Here is a 19,153-nt window from a genome sequence, read left to right as displayed (position 1 = left end):
CCGGGCTCAGCCCCGGTCGGTGCGGGCGGTGCCGTTGCGCGGGGTCGGCTCGCCGCCGTTCTCGCGGGCCGCGAGCTCCTCGTGGAGGCGCTGCAGCAGGTCCTGTTCGGTCGGGGTGAGCCGGTCGGCCAGGCCCCCGGCGGGACGGGGTCGCGGCCGCGGCCTCGGCGCGGGTTCGTCCGCGGGCCCCGTCGCGGGTTCCGCCGCGGGACCCGGTGCGGGGGGCTCCGTTGCGGGGGCGACGACGTCGGCCGGTTCCGTGGGGGCCTCCACGGTGCCGTCCCGCCCGGTGGTGTCCCGCTCCGTGGCGTCCCACTCGTCCGGCTCGTCGTCGGTGAGCAGGAGGTGCCGGGGGCGACGCTCCCCGTCGGCCGGGGCCGGGGGTGTCGGGGCGCGCAGGATGGGGACGCCCGGAGGTGGGGTGGGGGCCTCGTCGACGGGGTCGGCCTCGTCGGCCGGGGGCGGGGGGCCGGGCGTCCCGGTTCCGGCCGGTCCGGTGCCTGCGGGACGGTCGAGTCCGGCCCGGTCGTCCGGAGCCGGTCCGGCGTGGGCCGGGTCCGCCGGGGCGTCCTCCGTGGCCGGTGCCGCTCCGTTCGCCTCGGCCACGGCGGGGGACGTGCCGACGTGGGTCCGGTCGGATCCGGGCCCCGGGTGTGCCGGCCCGGGGGTGGGGCGGGCCGGGTCGTCGCCGGTGGTCACACGGTGGGCGGGATGCGCCGGGCCGTCGCGGCGGTCGTCGTCGACGGTCACGGTGGCGGTCGCGGCGGGGACGACGTGCGGCGTGCCCGGGACGGTCTCCTCGCTGCCGCTCCGGTCGGTCCGCGCCGCGGTCTCCGGAGGCGGGATCTCCCCGGCCCAGGCACCGGAGGCCCAGTCGGCGAGCCAGGACGCCTCGTCGGGTCCCGGTGCCGCGGGCGGCCCGACGGGCGGACGCCCGACGACCGGACCGGGCCCGCCGCCCGCGGGCGCGCGGCCCTCCCCGGCCCGCCTGCGGAGCGGCACGCCGAGGTCGCGCGCGGCCGCCCGGGGGCCGGTCGGAGCCGGGTCCGCGGGGACGACCGGCGGGACGGATGCGGCCGGGGCCACCGCGGCCGCGGGCGGTGACGAGACGGCCGGATGTGCCGGGATCCCGGGAGGTGCGGGGGCGACCGGTGGTGGGGGCGGCTCGTCGGAGGGGGCCGAGGGCCGCCCGGCCGGCGTCGCGGCGGGCCCGACCGGACGCCGCTCCGGCGGCCCCGCCACCGGCCCGCGGCCCGCGGTCGTGGGGTGCGCGCCGTTCGCGTCGGGGAGGTGGCCGTTGCCGCCGGGTCCGGTGCCGGCGACGAACCGGTGCCGGGGGACCTCGCCGACCCCGCTCGGCGGGGTCGGGTCCGGGCTGTCGCCCTCCGGGGGAGAGTCGAACCAGTCGCCCGCGGAGGCCTCCCGCAGCGCCCGGATCGGCGGCGACGGCCGCGGCGCCGGATGCGCCGCGTCGTCCCCCTCGGCGGGTGCCGCGACGCGTCGGGCCGCGGAGCCGCGTGGCCCGGCGGGGCCGGGACCGGCCCCGTCGGGCGTGCCGGTCCCCGGGACCGGAGCGGCCCTGTCGGACGTGTCGGTGCCCGGACCGGACGTGGCCGGGCCGGAGGCGGCCGTCCCCGGACCGCGAGTCGTCGGATCGGAGGTGCCGGTCCCCGGGCCGGGAGCGGCGTCGTCGGACATGCCGGTCTCGGGGTACGACCCGGTCGCGGCGGGCGCGCTCGCCGGGGAGCCGGACCCGGTGGCGTCCTCGCCCGGGGCGTGGCCGGTTCCGGTGGCGGAGGCCTCCGCGGCCGGAACCGGGCCCGGCCCGGCGCCGGACGTGGCTGCGCCCGGGGTCCGGTCCGGCCCGGCGTCGGGTCCGCCGGCTGCTCCCGGCGACGGGGCTGCCGCGGCGAACCCCTCCGTCGTCGGCTCCGGGGCGGCCCGGCCGGGCCGGCCCTCCGGGTCCGGGGTCTCGGTGGCGGGGCTCCCGGGGAGTGGCTTGGGACGGTCGATGCGCACCGGCGCGGGCGGTGGGTCGGAGGCGGGGATGTCCGTGTCGACGGAGGAGTCGACGGAGAAGTCGCCGGAGAAGTCGCCGGGGGAGCTGTCGGTGCGGTGTCCGCCCGGTGCGTCCTCGACGGCGTCGGGTCCGGGGGCGGCCGGGAACCCGTCCCGGTCGGGCCGCGGGGCCGGGGGCGTCGCCGAGGACAGGAGCCCGCCCCGGTCGGAGGGCCGGTCGTCGGGAACCCGGTGGGCCGGCGGGCCGGACGTGTCGCCGTCCGCAACCCCGCCCCTGTCCCCGGGCTCCACCAGGGGGGACCGGGACGTGTCGGGGGCGGGCCACGGTGCGTCGCCGGTGAGGGACGCCGACACGTCCTCCCGGGACGGAGCGGCGGCGTCGGGAACCGGAGTGGCGGGGAGCGGACGCGCGACCTCCCGGGCGGCGCGGTGGTAGCCGGGGTCCGGACCGTCGTCGCCGACCTCGACCGACACGACCAGTCCGGCCCGGGCCAGCGCCGACTGGGCCTGGTAGGTCAGGACCTCGGGTGCGCCGTGCGACCCGGTGCGGGCCAGCAGCACCGGCTGCGGCAGCGGGCCGGGGGCGGCACCGGCGGGCGTCGTGCGCCAGGCCAGCGTCCAGCCCGATTCCGGGACCGGGACGCCGGCGAGCGCGGCCGCGACCGCCTCCGCGGCACCGGGCGGGCCCTCGCCGTCGAACCGGTGCGGACCGGCGGCGACGTCCGCGGCGGGCGGCAGGCAGGCGTCGGCGTCGGGCTGCACCCGGCGGGCTGCGGCCTCGGCGACCAGCTCGGAGCGCACCGCGTGCGGCAGCACCGCCCGTCCCGCGACGAGCTCGGCGACCAGCAGCTCCAGCGCGTGCCCCTCCTCGCCGACGGCGACGAGCTCGCGTCCGGTGGCGAGCAGGTCGTCGTCCACCCGGCCGGCCAGTTCCCGCAGCAAGCGGTACGTGGGGTCGGACATGGGGCCTCCTTCGCGGTCCCGCGTCAGCCGGTGGGGACCGGCTCGCGGCTCCACAACGACGCCGCCGCGGTGCACGCGGCCTCGTGGTACTCGGTCGGGGCGTCGCCGGTGAGGGCCTCGACGCGCGGGACACGGTCACCGTGGACGCGCAGCAGCCGTGCGACCGCGGCGGCGAGCAGGTGCGGCCGCTGCGCGTCACGCACGAGCAGCACGCGGGCGCCGTCGTCGCGCACGGCCAGCAGCAGCGCGGACGCCTCGTCGCGCACGACCGACAGCGCCGACCACGCGGCCAGGTCCGGCTCGCCCGCCGTGAACGCGGGCGGGGCGGGCGGCGTGCCGGGCAGCACCGCCTCGACCAGGCGCCGCGACGGCGCGTCCGGCCCGACGACCTCCGCGAGCAGCGTGCGCTCGTGCCCGGTCAGCCCGATCCGGTGCCGCAGCAGCGTGCGCGGCAGGACCGCGCCCAGCGCAGCGGTGTCCCCGGCGGCCAGCCAGTCGCGCAGCCGCCAGAGCAGCTCGTCGGGGAACCGGCCGGCGAGCCGCAGCAGCAGCTCGTGACCGGCCGGGACCCCGGCGAGCCGATCCATGTCAGCCGCCGACCTCGACCGTCAGCTCCACCTCGACCGGCACGTCCAGCGGCAGCACCGCGACGCCGACGGCCGACCGGGCGTGTGCCCCGGCCTCGCCGAACACCTCGCCGAGCAGGTCCGACGCGCCGTTGACCACGCCGGGCTGGCCGGAGAACGACGGGTCCGACGCGACGAACCCGACGACCTTCACGACGCCGGTGACGCTGTCGAGGCCGACCAGCCCGTCGATCGCGGCGAGCGCGTTCAGCGTGCAGATCCGGGCCAGGTCGTACGCCTGCTCGGCGGTGACCGTGGCCCCGACCTTGCCGGTCGCGGCGACCTTCCCGTCCACGAACGGGACCTGCCCGGCCGTGAACACGAGGTTCCCGCTGCGCCGGGCCGGGATGTAGGCGCCGGCCGGTGCGGCCACCGCGGGCAGGGTCAGCCCCAGCTCCTTCAGCCGGGCGAGTGCGCTCACTGCTGCACCGGCCGCTTGAAGAACGCCACCAGCTGCTCGGCGTTCGCGCCGCTCGTCACCGTGACCAGTTCCCAGCCGTCCTGGCCGAAGTTGTCCAGGATCGCCTTGGTGTTGTGGATCAGCAGGGGGGCGGTCAGGTATTCCCACTTCACGACCGGGGAGCTCATGGGCGGGACTGTAACCCGGGCACCCGACACCGAACCGCCGTGGCGCGACGGATGGCCGTCCCCCTGCGACGGACGCCCACCGCCGGAGCACGGGACGGGCCCCGTCCGTTGTGGGACGCACCTCGCCGACGGGCCGCTGTCGGTGGGCGCTCGTACGCTGGATCCGTGACCACGACCGTCCGGCCCGAGCCCGGAACCCGCCCCGACCCGTGGCCCGACGCGCTCTCCCGCGCGCGGTTCCACGTGGTGTCCGGCAAGGGGGGCACCGGCAAGACCACCGTGGCCGCCGCCCTCGCGCTGGCCCTCGCCGGCGGCGGGAAGCGGGTGCTGCTCGTCGAGGTGGAGGGCCGCCAGGGCATCGCCCAGGTCTTCGACACCGCCCCGCTGCCGTACGAGGAGCGCCGGATCGCGGTCGCGCCCGGCGGGGGCGAGGTGCGGGCGCTGGCCGTCGACGCCGAGGCCGCCCTGCTGGAGTACTTCGAGATGTTCTACCGGCTGGGCGTGGCCGGGCGGACGCTGCGCCGGATGGGCGCGATCGAGTTCGCGACGACGCTCGCCCCCGGCCTGCGTGACGTGCTGCTCACCGGCAAGGCCAAGGAGTGCGTCACCCGCACGGAGTCCGACGGTCTCCCCGCCTACGACGCGGTGGTCCTCGACGCTCCGCCCACCGGCCGTCTCGTGTCGTTCCTCGACGTCACCAGGGCGATGGCCGACCTGGCCAAGGTCGGGCCCATCCACGGGCAGGCCAAGGGCGTCGAGGCGCTCATCCACTCCCCGCTCACCGCGGTGCACCTGGTCACGCTGCTGTCGGACCTGCCGGTCACCGAGACGCTCGACGCGGCCGCCGAGCTCGACGCCGCCGGGATCCCGCTGGGCTCGGTCGTGGTGAACCGGATGCGCGAGCAGTGGCTGCCCGACCGCTCGGTCACCGCCGCCGCGGGCGGGCGGGTCGACGCGACCCGGATCCGCAACGGCCTGCAGAGCGCCGGGATCGAGCTGGCCCCCACCGAGATCGACGGGCTGGTCGCCGAGACCGTGGAACACGCCGTCGCCGTCGAGGGGGAGACCGCCGCGCTGCGCCGCCTGGAGACCGAGCCGACCCCGCCGCTGCCGCGGCTCACGCTGCCCGCGCTGCTCGGCGGGGTGGACCTCGGCTCGCTGTACGAGCTGGCCGAGTCGATGACCGCGCAGGGTGTGCACCTGGAGGCCCGCCGATGACCGCCCCGCTGGACGTGGACGCCCTGATCGACGACCCGGGCACCCGGGTGATCGTGTGCTGCGGCTCGGGCGGCGTCGGCAAGACGACCACCTCCGCCGCGCTCGCGGTGCGCGCCGCCGAGCGCGGGCGTCAGGTCGTCGTACTCACCATCGACCCGGCGCGCCGGCTGGCCCAGGCCCTCGGGGTGGACGAGCTGTCCAACGACCCCGCCCCGGTGAAGGCCGTCGACGGCGAACTCGCCGCGATGATGCTGGACATGCGCCGCACCTTCGACGAGATGGTGGAGTCGCACGCCCCGCCCGAGCGGGCGCAGAAGATCATCGAGAACCCCTTCTACCAGACGATCTCCTCCTCGTTCTCCGGGACGCAGGAGTACATGGCTATGGAGAAGCTGGGCCAGCTGGCCGGTGCCGGGACGTGGGACCTCGTCGTCGTCGACACGCCGCCGTCGCGCTCGGCGCTGGACTTCCTCGACGCCCCGCAGCGCATGTCCCGCTTCCTCGACGGCCGCATGATCCGGCTGCTCGCCGCGCCCGCCCGGGCCGGTGGCCGCGGGCTGCGCCGGATCGTCGAGGCCGGGTTCGGGCTGTTCGCCAAGGCCGTCGGGTCGATCATCGGCGGGCAGATGCTGCAGGACGCGTCGGCGTTCGTACAGGCCTTCGACACCCTGTTCGGCGGGTTCGCCGAGCGGGCCGAGAAGACCTACGCGCTGCTGCGCTCGGAGGGGACGGCGTTCCTCGTCGTCGCCGCGCCGGAGCCGGACGCGCTGCGCGAGGCGGCGTACTTCACCGAGCGGCTGTCGTCGGAGCACATGCCGCTGGCCGGGCTCGTGCTGAACCGGACCCACCCGGTGCTCGCGCCGGTCTCCGCGGCGCGTGCGCGGGCCGCGGCCGAGCAGGTCGGCGGACCGGGGTCGCAGATCGCGGCCGCGGTGCTGCGGCTGCACGCCGACCGCGTCGACCTGCACGAACGGGAGGAGCACCTGCTCACCCGGTTCTCCGCCGCGCACCCCGGCGTGTCGGTGACGCGGGTCCCCGCGCTGGCCGGCGACATCGCCGACCTCGACGGGCTGCGCCGGGTCGGCGCGCTGCTGGCCGGCGAGACCGGGACCGGCGCCGCGGCGACGGCGGGCTGAGGCTCAGGACACGCCGAGCGCCGCCCGCAGGCGGGCCGAGCGGGGCGCGAACACATCCAGCACCCCGACCGCGCGCAGGCCGGGGAGCAGGTCCCGCAGGTGCGAGGCCAGACCGGCCTCGGCCGGGTCCCCCGCGGGCAGCGCCTCCAGGGACCGCGCCGTCGCGACGAACGCGGCGACCGTCCCCTTGCGCACCTGCTCCCCACCCAGCTCCGCGTACTCGGTCCCGTCCGGCAGGACGTCCTCGGGATCTACTGCTCCGTCCATGACCGCTCCCCCCCATCAGCGTGCACTGTGCACGTATTCGGACGGTACGCCCGACCGTAGGGAGCGTGCAAGATGCACGTATCGTGAGGGGGTGACCCCCGAACGCCGCTGCGCGGAGGCCCTCGGCCGGCTGTTGCTGCGCGACACCCGCACCGGGCTGCACACGGCGCTGACCAGCGACATCGACGGTCTCGACGCGACGACCTACCCGGTGCTGTCCGGTCTGGCCCGGCTCGGCGACGGGGTCAGCACCACCGAGCTGGCCGCGGCCGTCGGGCTGGAGCGCAGCGTCACCAGCCGGCACGTCAGTGCTCTGGAGGCGCACGGCCTGCTGCGCCGTCACCCGCACGCGGCCGACCGCCGCGCCGTCGCCGTCGCCCTCACCGACGCGGGACGGGCCGCGGTCGAGCGCGCCCGCGGCCGGCTCGACGCACGCCTGGCCGACCTCCTGTCCGCGCTGGACCGGGCGGAGGCCGACCGGTTCGCCACCGTCCTCGACGGTCTCGTCGAGGGCCTGCGCGATCCCAGTCGCTGACCTCAGGGCATCGAGAAGAAGATCATGGGGTTGCGCGAGGTCCCGCGGACGCCGGTGATCCCCAGCTCGGCCCGGACGGCGTCGAGCGCGCGCAGGTTCCGCGGCGCCGCCGCGCGCGAGGAGGTGAACCAGCCGGTGCCGCTGCGTTCCAGGTGCCGCAGCACCTCGGACCCCTCGGTGAACGGGCGCGCCCGGGGCAGGTGGAACACGTCGTGCACGCTGGTCGGGGTGCCCGTCGCGATCCGCCCGAACAGGTGCTCCAGGTACCAGCGGGCGAAGCGGCGCCCGTGGTCGGCGTCCACGAAGAGGTAGCCCGTGTCGGCCGGGACCTTCTCGACGGTCTCGCGCAGGTCCCCGCGGTGGAACGTCCAGCGCCCGGTCGACAGCTCCTCGGGCACGGTGCCGCACACGTGGTCGACCAGGTCGAACGACTGCAGGTGACCGGACCCGTTGTCGCGCAGCGCGGACAGGATCCAGGTGGTGGACCAGCCGTAGTAGGTGCCGACCTCCACCACCTGCGACGGCCGGTGGTGGCGCAGCAGCAGGTAGGTCAGCTCGGCCTCGACGTCGTCGAGCTGCGGGGTGATCGTGCCGTCGGCGAGGAGTTCCCGCTGCCGGTCGATCACCATGGCGAGGTCGTCGGCGTGCGTCCGGTAGAGGCCGGCCAGGAACTCGAGCACGCGCCTGACGCTATCGGGTCAGGCGCTCCTGCTGCGTCCGGCGTAGTGGTCGGAGCGCGCTCGCCCGAGCAGCGCGGCCCAGTCGCGCACGTCCGGGCGCCGGCGCAGGAGCGCGCGGCGCTCCCGCTCGGTCATCCCGCCCCACACGCCGAACTCGACCCGGTGGTCCAGGGCGTGTGCCAGGCACTCGGTGCGGACCGGGCAGGACAGGCAGAACTCGCGGGCCTCGCGCTGGTCGGCACCGGTGACGAACAGGTTCTCGGCGTCGGAGGTGCGGCAGCGTGCGGCCGAGCGCCAGTTCCAGACCGCGGTGCAGGCGCGGACGACGACGGCGGGGCGCAGGCGGGGCCTGCCGGTGACGGGACGCAGGGTGTCGAGCATCGGTTCGCCTCTCGGGCCGGGGCGGGCCCGGTGGCCCGCGACGTGATGCCTCGATCCTGGGACGCGGAGGGTGCCCGGGTCAGCGCGCAAAACTACGCAACCTGGGGACACGAGCCTGACCGTGTCCTGACCTCCCGGCCCGTAGGCTTGTCCCTGTGAGGTTCCCCCGGCGTCTGCTCCGCCCGCTCGGCGTCCTCGCCGGCCTGTGCGTCCTGCTCGGTGTGGTCACGGCGGGCATGGCCTTCCCGCTGGTCGGCGGCCTCGGCGTGTTGTCCAACGAGGCGGGTGACAGCGTCACGTCGAGCTCGGCGGACCTGGTCGGCACCCGCCCGCCGCTGACGACGACGCTCACCGACTCCGACGGCCGCCCGATCGCCTACCTGTTCGACCAGAACCGCACCGAGGTCACGAACGACCAGATCTCGACCGCGATGAAGGGCGCGATGCTGGCGATCGAGGACCGCCGGTTCTACGAGCACGACGGCGTCGACTGGCAGGGCACGCTGCGCGCGGTCGTCGCGAACTCGGCGTCCGGCGACGTCGTCCAGGGTGCCTCGACGATCACCCAGCAGTACGTCAAGAACTACATGCTCTACGTCGACGCGACGAGTGAGGCCGAGCGGCTCAAGGCCACCGAGCAGACCCCGGCCCGCAAGCTCAAGGAGGCGCGGATCGCCCTGCAGCTGGAGCGCCAGCTGTCCAAGGACGAGATCCTCAACCGCTACCTCAACATCGTCTTCCTGGGCAACGGGTCCTACGGCGTCGCCGCCGGGGCGCGCACCTACTTCAACACCACGCCGGACAAGCTGACCGTCCCGCAGGCCGCGATGCTCGCCGGGATGGTCCGCTCCACCACCCAGTTCGACCCGGTGCAGAACCCGCAGACCGCGCTGCAGCGGCGCAACGTCGTCATCGACCAGATGCGCCAGCAGCAGATGATCGACGACGCCCAGGCGAAGCAGGCGATGGCCGCTCCGCTCGGCGTCGCGAACCCGCTGGTCCGCGTGCCGAACGGCTGCAACGGCGCCGGCGACATGGGCTTCTTCTGCAAGTACGTGACGCAGTACCTCACCGAGGCCGGCTTCACCGAGGAGCAGATCCAGCGCGGCGGCTACACCATCCGCACCACCCTGGACCGCCGCGCGATGACCGAGGTCAAGCGCTCCCTGGACAAGGAGGTGCCGCCGGACACCCCCAACGTCGCGAACGTGATGTCGCTGGTCCAGCCCGGCCAGGACAAGCACCGTGTGCTCGCGATGGGGTCGAGCCGCACGTTCGGGCTGAACGCCGACGCCGAGGAGACCAGCTACGGCCTGCCGTACCAGCCGGTCAACCTCGGTGCCGGGTCCACGTACAAGATCTTCACCGCGGCCACCGCGCTGGAGAAGGGCCTCGGCATCAACTACTCGATGCAGGTGCCGCCCTCGGGCTACGCCTCCCCGATCTACGTCGACGGCAGCGGGCGACCGGTCCCGGTCGCGAACGCCGGCAACTACCCCGGCCGGATGAGCCTGACGGACGCGCTCGCGCAGTCGCCGAACACCGCGTTCATCAAGCTCGAGGAGTTCACCGGGGTGCCGGACGTGGTCGACATGGCCGTCCGCCTCGGCATGAAGTCCCTGGCCACGACGCCGTTCGTCGACCCGGGCACCGGCAAGCGCACCGACCGCTCGATCGCCGAGGTGATCAAGGACCAGCGGCTCGCGTCGTTCACGCTCGGCGTCACCCCGACGTCGGTGCTGGAGCTGGCCAACGTCGGCGCCACCCTGTTCTCCCAGGGCAGGTGGTGCCCGCCGACGCCGATCGACTCGATCACCGATGCCGAGGGCAAGCCCGTCCCGATCACCGAGGAGCCCTGCCAGCAGGCCGTCGAGCCCGCCCTGGCGAACACCCTCGTCACCGGCCTGAGCAAGGACGACATCGCCGGCACCTCCGCCGCCGCCGCGAAGGCCGCCGGCTGGACCCGGCCGATGGCGGGCAAGACCGGGACGACCCAGCAGCACAAGTCGGCCGCGTTCATGGGCGCGATCCCGGAGATGGCCGGAGCGGTCATCACCTTCGACAACTCCAACCGCCCGCGACCCCTCTGCGACGGCGGCGGCGCCCCCTTCGCCTGCGGGAACGGCAACATCTTCGGCGGCAAGACCCCGGCCCGGACGTGGTACGGCGCGGTGACCCCGCTGGTGGCGAACACCCCGCCGACGCCCCTGCCCGCGACCGACCCCCGCTACCTCGACGGCGGCGCCGAGTCCCGCATCCCGGACGTCGTCGGCCGGCCGGTCGGCGCCGCCCGCGGTGAGCTGGAGGGCGCCGGCTGGCAGGTCACCACCCGCACCGTCGACAACAACGCTCCGGAGGGGACGGTCGTCGGGCAGGAGCCCCGCGGCGCCGCGCTCCCGGGTGAGCAGGTGACCTTGCAGGTCAGCAGTGGGTCGGTGCCGGCCCCGCCGCCGCCCCCGGGCACCCCGACGCCCGGCCCGGCCCCGGGGCAGGACGGCGGCCCGCCGGCGGACCGTCCCGACGGGAACCGGCCGCCCGACGGCGGGTGACACTCCGTCCGGCCGGGTCACCCGGCCGGGCGGCACCGCGCGCCATACCCCGTCGGAACGAGGCATCACCGCTGGTCGCGGCCTAGCATGCCGTCATGGCCGTGCGGTGGAGGAGCAGGCGTCCCGCGCCGGCGCCCGCCGACGACGGGCGCTGGGGCGTGGCGCGGCTGGTCGCCGAGCGCGAGGCGGACCGGCTCGCCCGGGAGCGGGGTGACCGCCCCGCGGGTTCCGCCGTGTCACGGCCCGCGTCCGACGGGATCCGGCCCGCGTCCGGCGTGGAGCAGGGGCCCGGTGTTCCGGCTGCCCGACCGGCCGCTGTGGACGGCACCGCCGTCCCCGAGCGGGTCGCCCCCGTGGAGGCCCCCGACCCCGACCCGTCGGCGGAGGAGGAGCGGCCCGCTGCGCGCGAGCCCGACATCGACGGCCCCACCCAGCGGACCCTGACCGCGGTCCGGCGCCGCAGGCCCGGCCCCGCCGCCATCCCCACCCCGGACGACGACGCGGGCGACCCGGTACCCGGCCCCCGCCGCCCGGTGACGCCCACCCCGTCGTCGCCGGTCCCGCCCCCGCCCCGGCGGTCGCCGACCGGCCCGGTGCCCCGGCTGCCCGCCCCGCGTCGCCCCCGCGCGGACGGCGACGAACCCGTCGGCACGGTCTACCGGCCGCCCGCGGTGTCCGCCCGGCCCCCGGTCGACCTCGACAACGGCCTGCTCGGCTTCTCCCGGCTGACCCGCGGCCGGGTCGGGGCCCGGGTGTTCACGATCGTCTTCGTCCTGATCTACCTGGTGATCCTCGTCCAGACGCTGTCCACCATCGTCTGAGGCAGCGCGTCCGCTGTCGGTGGCCCGGTCTAGCCTGAAGATCCGCACGCCGTGCCGGGTGAGGAGGAGGTGAGCCGCGATCACGACCCCGTCGTCGACGTCGCACCGCCTGACGTCGGTCCTCGCGATCCCCGCCTTCCGCAGGCTCTGGTCGGTCACCGCGGTCACCGCGACCGGCGAGTGGCTGGCGCTGCTGGCGCTCACGTCGCTGGCCACCCACCTCACCGCGGGCGCCGGGTTCACCGCGCAGAGCTTCGCGCTCGGGGGCGTCGTCGCGACCAAGCTCGTGCCGTCGCTGCTGTTCGGGCCGCTCGCCGGGGTGCTCGCCGACCGCTTCGACCGGCGCAAGGTCATGGTGACCTGCGACCTCACGAAGTTCGTGCTGCTGCTGTCGATCCCGTTCGTCGGGCAGCTGTGGTGGCTGCTGGTCGTGACCCTGCTCCTCGAGCTGTGCACCATGTTCTGGATCCCGGCGAAGGACGCGGCGGTCCCGAACCTGCTGCGCAGCCCGGCCCAGATGGAGAGCGCGGCGCAGCTGAGCCTGCTGGTGACCTACGGCGTCGCCGTCGTCGGGGGTGCGGGGCTCTTCGCGCTGGTCAGCAAGGTCGGTCCGCTGTTCGGCGCGGACCAGGCGACCACCGTGTACGCGGCGCTGTGCGTCAACGCGTTCGCCTTCCTGGCCTCGGCGCTGGTCGTGTACCTCGCGATCCCGGAGATCTCCGGCCGGGCCACCGAGGCCGAGCGGCGGCACGACCCGCCGTCGATGCTGTTCCTGCTGCGCGACGGCTACACCTTCGTCGTCCGCACCCCGCTCGTGCGCGGGCTGGTCGTCGGGATCGTCGGCGCGTTCACCGCGGGCGGCGCCGTGATCGCGACGGCCAAGCTCTACGCGTCGAGCCTCGGCGGCGGGGACGCGGCGTACTCGATCCTGTTCGCGTCGGTGTTCGCCGGTCTCGCGGCGGGCATGGCCGCCGGTCCGGTGCTGGCCCGGCAGGTGCCGCACCGGCGCCTGTTCGGCAGCGCGATCATCGGGGCCGGGGTGTCGCTCGTCGTCGTGGCGGTGGCGGTGCACCTGTTCATGGCGATCGCCGCGGTGCTGTTCGTCGGCGCGTTCGCGGGGGTCGCGTTCCTGACCGGGCTCACGATCATCGGCACCGAGGTCGCCGACGGGATCCGCGGCCGGGTCAACGCGTTCGTCCAGTCCCTGGTGCGGCTGGTGCTGCTGGGGGCGATGTCGGTGGTGCCGATCGTCGTCGGCGTCGTGGCGACGCGGACGGTGACCGTGGGCGACACCGCGCTGCTGGTCGACGGCACGCGGTTCGTCCTCGCCGGCGGGGGCGTCCTGGCGGCGGTGGTCGGTGTCGTCGCGCGCCGGCAGATGACGGAGGAGGGGTCGTCGTGAGCGTGTGGGACGACGTGGTGGGCCAGCCCGCCGCCGTCGCCGAGCTGGACGGGGCGGCGTCGGACCCGACGGCGATGACCCACGCCTGGCTGTTCACCGGCCCGCCCGGATCCGGCCGGTCGAACGCCGCACGCGCCTTCGCGGCCGCCCTGCAGTGCCGCTACCACGGCTGCGGCGAGTGCGCGGCCTGCCGGACCGTCATGGCGGGCACCCACTCCGACGTCCGCGAGATCGTCCCGGAAGGACTGTCCATCTCGGTCGCCGAGATGCGCTCGCTCGTCCAGCTCGCCGCCCGGAAGCCCGCCACCGGGACCTGGCAGATCGTGATCATCGCCGACGCCGACCGGCTCACCGAGGGCGCGTCGAACGCGCTGCTCAAGGCGGTCGAGGAGCCGGCGCCGGAGACGGTGTTCCTGCTGTGCGCGCCGTCGGATCACCCGGACGACGTGCCCGTCACGATCCGGTCGCGCTGCCGGATGGTGCACCTGCGCAGCCCGGCGCCCGACGCCGTCGCCGGGGTGCTGCGCGACCGCGACGGGATCGACCCCGACCAGGCGCAGTGGGCCGCGTCGGTGTGCGGCGGCCACGTCGGTCGCGCGCGGCGCCTCGCCCGCGACCCGCAGGCCCGTGCCCGGCGCGAGGAGATCCTCGGCGTGCCGACGAAGCTCCGCCGCCTCGGCGACGCGTTCTTCCACGCCGACGTGCTGATCCGCGCGGCCGAGGCCGAGGCCGACGAGCTGCGGTCCTCCCGCGACGAGTCCGAGCGCGAGGAGCTGGCCGTCGCGATGGGTGCCGGCGGCACGGGCAAGGGTGCCGCGTCGGCGGCCCGCTCGGCGAAGGCGGCCGAGCGGGACCTGGAGAAGCGCCAGAAGAGCCGCGCCACCCGGACCCAGCGGGACGCGCTCGACCGCGCCCTGGTCGACCTCGCCGGCTTCTACCGCGACGCGATCGTCGCCGCGACCGGCGCCACGGTGCCGCTGACCAACCCGGACCGCGACCGCGAGATCCGGGTGGCCGCCGCCGAGTGGGGCCCGGAGTCGAGCCTGCGTCGCCTGGAGGCGGTGCTCGCCTGCCGCGACGCGCTGGAGCAGAACGTGAAGCCGCGGATCGCTGTCGAGGCCATGATGACGGCCCTGCACCGTGGATGACCGGCCGCTGATCCTCACGGCCCTGCTCGACGACGCCACGCAGGCCCGGTTCGACGATCTGCGCGAACGGCACTTCCCGGCCGGGCGCAACCACCTCGCCGCGCACCTGACCCTGTTCCACGCCCTGCCCGGCGACGCCGCCGCCGAGCTCGCCACCGACCTGACCGCCGCGACCGACCGGGCCCCGATGACCGCCCTCGTCACCGGCCTGCGGCTCCTCGGCCGCGGGGTCGCGTTCACCCTCGACTGCCCCGAGCTGACCGCGCTGCGCCGCGGCGTCGCCGAGCGGTGGCGGCCGCGCCTCACCCGGCAGGACGCGGGGAAGGCCGACCTGCACGTGACCGTCCAGAACAAGGTCACCCCGGCCGCGGCCCGGGCGCTGCACGATGACCTGGCCGCCGGGTTCGCCCCGTGGGACGCCGGCGTCCCCGGCCTCGCGCTCTGGCGCTACGACGGCGGGCCGTGGGAGCCGGGGCCGCGTTTCCCCTTCTCCGGATGACCGGTGGGGGCTTGTGAGGGGGCGGGAGCGCGGTGGCTATACTTGCCTCGCACCACGCCGCCTTAGCTCAGTCGGTTAGAGCGACGCACTCGTAATGCGTAGGTCTGGGGTTCGACTCCCCAAGGCGGCTCCACTGTTTTCGCAGGTCAGAGACCTGCGGATGTTCGATCAGTGCGTTCAGTCGTGTTGACCCGGCGCACTCACAGAAACACTGTTTCAGCAGGCTGTCGACCTGTTCCGGCCCTGCTCAACGGGGTCGTGGTGATCGTCTTCGACTGCGAGCCCGTGGCATGACGGGACTCATGCCACAGGTGAGTGCGTAGCTCGGCCGGACTGAGGTGTGCACGGGGCTGGTGTCCCTGGGCGGCTTGGTCTTGCGGGAGCGATCCTCAGCTCTCGGGTTGCACCTGTGGTGAGCGGGCCTGGCCGTAGGCTCGGCGGCGTGGGCGGAGGGGATGTCGAGTTGGCTGCGTTGATCGAAGAGGCGACGGCTGACGCCTACGGCGTGGACGAGCAGCTCGGTGGGTTCCACGCGAAGCTGGAGGAGCACGTCGCTGTGCCGTTCACGACGACGCTGCTGGGTGTCGAGGTGGCGGTGGTCGAGATCGACTGGCCCGTGAGTGGCGGTCTGGTGGCGGTCTGTCGACGGGGTCGTGAGTCGCAGTCGATCGACCTTCGTGAGCTGCCGTTGCCGACGCCGCCGCCGGAGGGCGTGGAGTGGATCTACGCCTACCTCCGGTGGGCGGCCGGTGGGCTGACGTGAGCGAGTACCAGTACTACGAGTTCCTCGCGATGGACCGGCCGCTCGACGAGCGGGAGCAGGCCGAGGTACGCGCGTTGTCGACGCGGGCGCAGATCAGCGCGACGAGCTTCACCAACGAGTACCACTGGGGCGACTTCCGTGGTGATCCGCTCCGGTTGATGGAGCGCTACTACGACGCCCATCTGTACTTCGCGAACTGGGGCAGTCGAACGCTGATGCTGCGCCTCCCGCTGGGGGTGCTCGACGTCGAGGCGGTCGAGCCGTTCCTGGTCGATTCTCTGGTGTCTGTGTGGGACACCGCTGAGCACCTGATCCTGGGCTTGCACAGCGATGACGAGAACGCCGACTTCTTCGGCCCGGACGACCTGTACACGTTGGCGGGACTCGTCGGGGTGCGGGCCGAGCTGGCGTCCGGCGACCTGCGCCCGCTGTATCTGGGCTGGCTGGCGGCACAGGGGACCTGGGACCGCGATGAGGGCGCGTTCGACGTCGACAACGAGGAGGTCCTGGAGCCGGCGGTGCCTGCGGGGTTGTCGACACTGACGGCGTCGCAGCGGGCACTGGCGGACTTCCTGCGGCTGGATCCGGACCTGCTGACGGTGGCGGCGAAGGCGAGCGCACCGTCGTCGGATGCGCGACTCACGGGGAGGCGGCTGGCCTCCTGGGTGGCACGGCTCCCGAGCAGCGAGAAGGACCGCCTGCTTGTCCTGGTCGCTCGTGGCGAGAGCCTTGTCGCACAGTCTGAGTTGCGTCGGCAGTTGAGTGCCTCGGACCCAGCGGTAGGCGACGAGCGTCCGCGTCGGACGGTCGCTGAGCTTCTGGATGCCACCCACCTCGTCCGGCAGGACAAGCACCGGCGGGCCGAGGCAGCCCATGCCGCTGAGGAAGCGGAGCGGCGACACAAGCGCGAGGCGGCTCGGGAGCGGCGTCTCGCGGCGCTGTCGGCGGACGTGGAGGGTGGCTGGGCGCGGGTCGAGGCGATGATCGCCACCAAGAAGCCTGCCGAGTACGACGCTGCGGTCGCGCTGCTGGAGGACCTGCGGGTCGTCGCAGAGCGGGCGGACCAGTCGAGCGGGTTCGGTGTTCGGCTCACTGAGCTGCGTGCTCGCCATCAGCGCAAGGTGAGTCTGGTCGAGCGGATCGACCAGGCCGGGCTCGTCGTCGCTCCCCGCTGATCGCCGGCTTTGGCTAGGCCGTGGCATCGTGAGGTTCGTGGCGACCGGGGACCTCGAGCGTGAACTCGCTCGGTTGCGAGCAGAGAACGACCGTCTGCTGCGCCTGTTGGGGATGACGGCGGAGCAGGCCCGCGCTCCGGATGCGTCCCAATCGGGGCTGTTCTTGGAGCGTCCCGGCATGGTGACCGCGTCGTCGACGCCGGAGGCGAAGGTGGCCTTCTTCCGGGCGTTGTTCGCGGCCCGCGAGGACGTCTACGCGATCCGCTGGGAGAACGAGGGATCGGGGAAGTCGGGCTGGGTGCCAGCGGTGGCCGGCGGGTGGCGGAAGGGCACGACCCGCCCGTACCTGCGGCTTCGTGACGACGTGGTCGCGGCGCACCTGTCGGGCCGCCACCACATCGGGCTCTACCCGTTGATGCCGGGCGACACGTGCCGGTGGCTCGCGGCGGACTTCGACGGACCTGCTGCGATGCTGGACGCATTGGCCTACCTGAAGGCGGCCAGGGCGGCCGGTGTTCCCGCGGCTCTGGAGGTGTCTCGCTCGGGAGTCGGCGCCCATGCGTGGATCTTCTTCGCCGGCGCGGTTCCTGCGGCGACGGCGAGAGCGCTGGGCATGGGCCTGCTCCGGGAGGCGATAGCCGTCCGCGGCCGGATGGATCTATGCAGCTACGACAGGCTCTTCCCGTCCCAAGACGTGCTGCCGTCCTCGGGTGGGATCGGGAACCTGATCGCTGCTCCGCTGCACGGCCGGACGCGCAAGGACGGTGCGACGGTGTTCCTGGACCTGGGGACCCTGGAGCCGCACGAGGATCAGTGGGCGCATCTCTCCGGGGTGCACCGTCTGTCCCCCGCCGAGGCCGCCCGCCTGGCCGGCCGTGTCGGGGCGGTCAAGGTGGGTGGCGCTGTCGAGCGCCTGGCTCCCGCGACGTCGACGCGGACGAGGCCGAGACCGGCGGCGGTGATCGGGCTTCGGCTGGAGGCCGGATGCGAGGTGTCGGTGTCGGACCTGACGCCGGCCGCATTGGCGACGCTCAAGCACGCGGCGTCGATGAGCAACCCGCTGTTCGGCGAGCGGCAGCGCCGTCGGCTATCGACGTGGAACGTGCCCAGGTTCCTGCTCAGCTACGACGAGACCGTGGACGGCCGTCTCGTCCTGCCCCGCGGCCTCGGCGAGCGCGTCGTGTCGGTGCTGGACGAGGCGGGAAGCCGCGTCGAGGTCAGCGACGATCGCACCGACGGCGACAGCCACAGCTTCGACCTGGCGGTGACGCTGCGCGAGGACCAGGCAGCCGCCGTCTCGGATCTCGCCGGCCACGACCTTGGAGTGCTCGTCGCGGAGCCGGGTGCCGGAAAGACCGTCATGGGATGCGCGCTGATCGCGGAGCACGGCGTGTCCACCCTGGTCCTGGTGGACCGTAAGACGTTGGCGGACCAGTGGCGAAGCCGGATCAAGGACCTGCTGGGTGTTCGGGCCGGTCAGCTGGGCGCCGGACGGTCCTCGTTGCGGGGTGTGGTCGACGTTGTCACTCTGCAGACGCTGGCGCGCCGTCAGGACGTCGCGGAGCTGACCGGGGGCTACGGGCTCGTTCTCGTCGACGAGTGCCATCACCTGCCCGCCGCCGCGTTCGAGAACGCCGCCCGGCAGATCCGGGCGCGGCGATGGGTCGGCCTGACGGCGACCCCGTATCGGCGCGACGGCCTGGACGAGCTCATCCACCACCAGCTCGGTCCGATCCGTCACACGGTGACGCCCCGGCCTGTGGGCACCCTGGGAGCCGCCGACGCCCCGGAGCGGCAGCTAATTGTGCATCCGACCTCGTACGAGTACCTCAAGGACGCGGATCCGTCGAAGCCGGGCGGGATGGCGGCGATCTACCGTGACCTGGCCGCTGACGAGGCGCGGAGGGACCAGATCGTCGGTGACGTGCTCGAGGCATTGGGGCGCGGGAGGAACTGCCTCGTCCTTACGCAGTGGAAGGGCCACGTGGAGTCGCTGGCGGCGAGGCTCCGGGAAGAGGGACGAGATCCTGTGGTGTTGCGAGGGGGCATGGGTGCCCGGGAACGCAAGACCGCTCTGGCTCGTCTCGAGCCGGGTGCGGCGCCGCTGCTCGTCGTGGCGACCGGGCCCTACGTGGGCGAGGGCTTCGACTGTCCTGCTCTCGACGCCCTGTTCCTCGCGGCGCCGATCGCCTTCAAGGGGCGCCTCGTGCAGTTCGTCGGCCGCGTGCTCAGGCCGCACCCCGGCAAGACGACGGCCGAGGTGCACGACTACCACGACGAACAGACCCCTGTGCTCGCCTCGTCGCTGGCCAAGCGCGCACCGGGATACACCTCCCTCGGCTTCCCCCATCCCCGAGACTCGACCCTCGCCTCACACTGAGTG

The 19,153-nt window shown here is 74.6% G+C and carries 18 protein-coding genes and 1 tRNA gene; 12 read left to right on the top strand and 7 right to left on the bottom strand.

Annotation, left to right across the window (positions count from 1 at the left end; all coding sequences use genetic code 11):
• Positions 1-6 precede the first annotated feature (6 nt).
• From MTO91_RS25940 to MTO91_RS25925, 4 genes are read right to left on the bottom strand one after another with little or no spacing between them, the layout of a single operon-like run.
• Positions 7-2,982 (bottom strand): hypothetical protein, encoded by a 2,976-nt coding sequence (locus tag MTO91_RS25940; protein ID WP_476653088.1) that lies wholly within the window; start codon positions 2,980-2,982, stop codon positions 7-9.
• 23 nt (positions 2,983-3,005) lie between these two features.
• Positions 3,006-3,569: a hypothetical protein gene (locus MTO91_RS25935; RefSeq protein ID WP_073576023.1), complete on the bottom strand. Its 564-nt coding sequence runs from the start codon at positions 3,567-3,569 to the stop codon at positions 3,006-3,008.
• Between the two features lies 1 nt (position 3,570).
• Positions 3,571-4,029, bottom strand: a complete 459-nt coding sequence (locus tag MTO91_RS25930; RefSeq protein WP_357438396.1) for a RidA family protein — start codon at positions 4,027-4,029, stop codon at positions 3,571-3,573.
• Complete coding sequence (locus MTO91_RS25925; RefSeq protein WP_139282840.1) at positions 4,026-4,196, bottom strand: DUF4177 domain-containing protein; 171 nt, start codon at positions 4,194-4,196, stop codon at positions 4,026-4,028. The genes MTO91_RS25930 and MTO91_RS25925 overlap by 4 nt, the downstream gene beginning before the upstream one ends.
• 165 nt (positions 4,197-4,361) lie before the next feature.
• Between MTO91_RS25925 and bagA the strand changes: the two genes are divergently transcribed.
• Together bagA and bagB are read left to right on the top strand one after the other, a co-directional pair.
• Positions 4,362-5,414 (top strand): ATPase BagA, encoded by a 1,053-nt coding sequence (gene bagA / locus MTO91_RS25920; RefSeq protein WP_208826818.1) that lies wholly within the window; start codon positions 4,362-4,364, stop codon positions 5,412-5,414.
• On the top strand, positions 5,411-6,550 hold the full coding sequence (bagB, locus tag MTO91_RS25915) for an ATPase BagB (RefSeq protein ID WP_476653087.1): 1,140 nt from the start codon (positions 5,411-5,413) through the stop codon (positions 6,548-6,550). The genes bagA and bagB overlap by 4 nt, the downstream gene beginning before the upstream one ends.
• Before the next feature lie 3 nt (positions 6,551-6,553).
• On the opposite strand, the gene MTO91_RS25910 is transcribed toward bagB, so the two are convergent.
• Positions 6,554-6,817 carry a hypothetical protein gene (locus MTO91_RS25910; RefSeq protein ID WP_346102055.1) on the bottom strand — a complete coding sequence of 88 codons (264 nt, stop codon included), beginning with the start codon at positions 6,815-6,817 and terminating at the stop codon, positions 6,554-6,556.
• A 91-nt stretch (positions 6,818-6,908) separates the two neighbouring features.
• On the opposite strand from MTO91_RS25910, the gene MTO91_RS25905 reads away from it, so the two are divergent.
• Entirely contained in the window at positions 6,909-7,352 is a 444-nt protein-coding gene (locus MTO91_RS25905) for a MarR family winged helix-turn-helix transcriptional regulator (protein WP_476653086.1), read from the top strand.
• Between the two features lie 2 nt (positions 7,353-7,354).
• Here the strand turns inward: MTO91_RS25905 and MTO91_RS25900 are convergent, their stop codons facing one another.
• Both MTO91_RS25900 and MTO91_RS25895 read right to left on the bottom strand, forming a co-directional pair.
• Entirely contained in the window at positions 7,355-8,032 is a 678-nt protein-coding gene (locus MTO91_RS25900) for a class I SAM-dependent methyltransferase (RefSeq protein ID WP_253069165.1), read from the bottom strand.
• Between the two features lie 18 nt (positions 8,033-8,050).
• The gene (locus MTO91_RS25895; RefSeq protein WP_083658695.1) at positions 8,051-8,413 is read right to left on the bottom strand and encodes a WhiB family transcriptional regulator; all 363 of its coding nucleotides are present in this window, start codon (positions 8,411-8,413) and stop codon (positions 8,051-8,053) included.
• Positions 8,414-8,568: 155 nt separating this feature from the next.
• Between MTO91_RS25895 and MTO91_RS25890 the strand changes: the two genes are divergently transcribed.
• The 9 genes from MTO91_RS25890 to MTO91_RS25850 all read left to right on the top strand — a co-directional run bounded on the left by MTO91_RS25890 (position 8,569) and on the right by MTO91_RS25850 (position 19,150).
• Positions 8,569-10,962, top strand: coding sequence for a penicillin-binding protein (locus MTO91_RS25890; RefSeq protein WP_476653085.1), 2,394 nt, complete (start codon positions 8,569-8,571; stop codon positions 10,960-10,962).
• 95 nt (positions 10,963-11,057) lie between these two features.
• Positions 11,058-11,783, top strand: a complete 726-nt coding sequence (locus MTO91_RS25885) for a hypothetical protein (protein WP_476653084.1) — start codon at positions 11,058-11,060, stop codon at positions 11,781-11,783.
• A gap of 79 nt (positions 11,784-11,862) precedes the next feature.
• On the top strand, positions 11,863-13,185 hold the full coding sequence (locus tag MTO91_RS25880) for an MFS transporter (protein WP_476654972.1): 1,323 nt from the start codon (positions 11,863-11,865) through the stop codon (positions 13,183-13,185).
• On the top strand, positions 13,182-14,333 hold the full coding sequence (locus MTO91_RS25875) for a DNA polymerase III subunit delta' (RefSeq protein WP_208822794.1): 1,152 nt from the start codon (positions 13,182-13,184) through the stop codon (positions 14,331-14,333). Before MTO91_RS25880 ends, MTO91_RS25875 begins: the two co-directional genes overlap by 4 nt.
• Entirely contained in the window at positions 14,326-14,832 is a 507-nt protein-coding gene (locus MTO91_RS25870) for a 2'-5' RNA ligase family protein (RefSeq protein WP_405421016.1), read from the top strand. The genes MTO91_RS25875 and MTO91_RS25870 overlap by 8 nt, the downstream gene beginning before the upstream one ends.
• A gap of 56 nt (positions 14,833-14,888) precedes the next feature.
• Positions 14,889-14,965 (top strand) — tRNA-Thr (locus MTO91_RS25865).
• A gap of 309 nt (positions 14,966-15,274) precedes the next feature.
• A complete protein-coding gene (locus MTO91_RS25860; RefSeq protein WP_331141193.1) occupies positions 15,275-15,595 on the top strand; it encodes a hypothetical protein in 321 nt (106 codons plus the stop codon).
• The gene (locus MTO91_RS25855) at positions 15,592-16,770 is read left to right on the top strand and encodes a hypothetical protein (protein ID WP_357438415.1); all 1,179 of its coding nucleotides are present in this window, start codon (positions 15,592-15,594) and stop codon (positions 16,768-16,770) included. Before MTO91_RS25860 ends, MTO91_RS25855 begins: the two co-directional genes overlap by 4 nt.
• A 37-nt stretch (positions 16,771-16,807) precedes the next feature.
• Complete coding sequence (locus tag MTO91_RS25850; RefSeq protein WP_357438418.1) at positions 16,808-19,150, top strand: TOTE conflict system archaeo-eukaryotic primase domain-containing protein; 2,343 nt, start codon at positions 16,808-16,810, stop codon at positions 19,148-19,150.
• The last annotated feature ends 3 nt before the right edge of the window (positions 19,151-19,153 follow it).

This window comes from Pseudonocardia sp. 2-7 (genome assembly GCF_056341085.1).
Note: the sequence above shows the minus strand (reverse complement) of the source record. Positions and strands in the feature narration are given on the sequence as shown.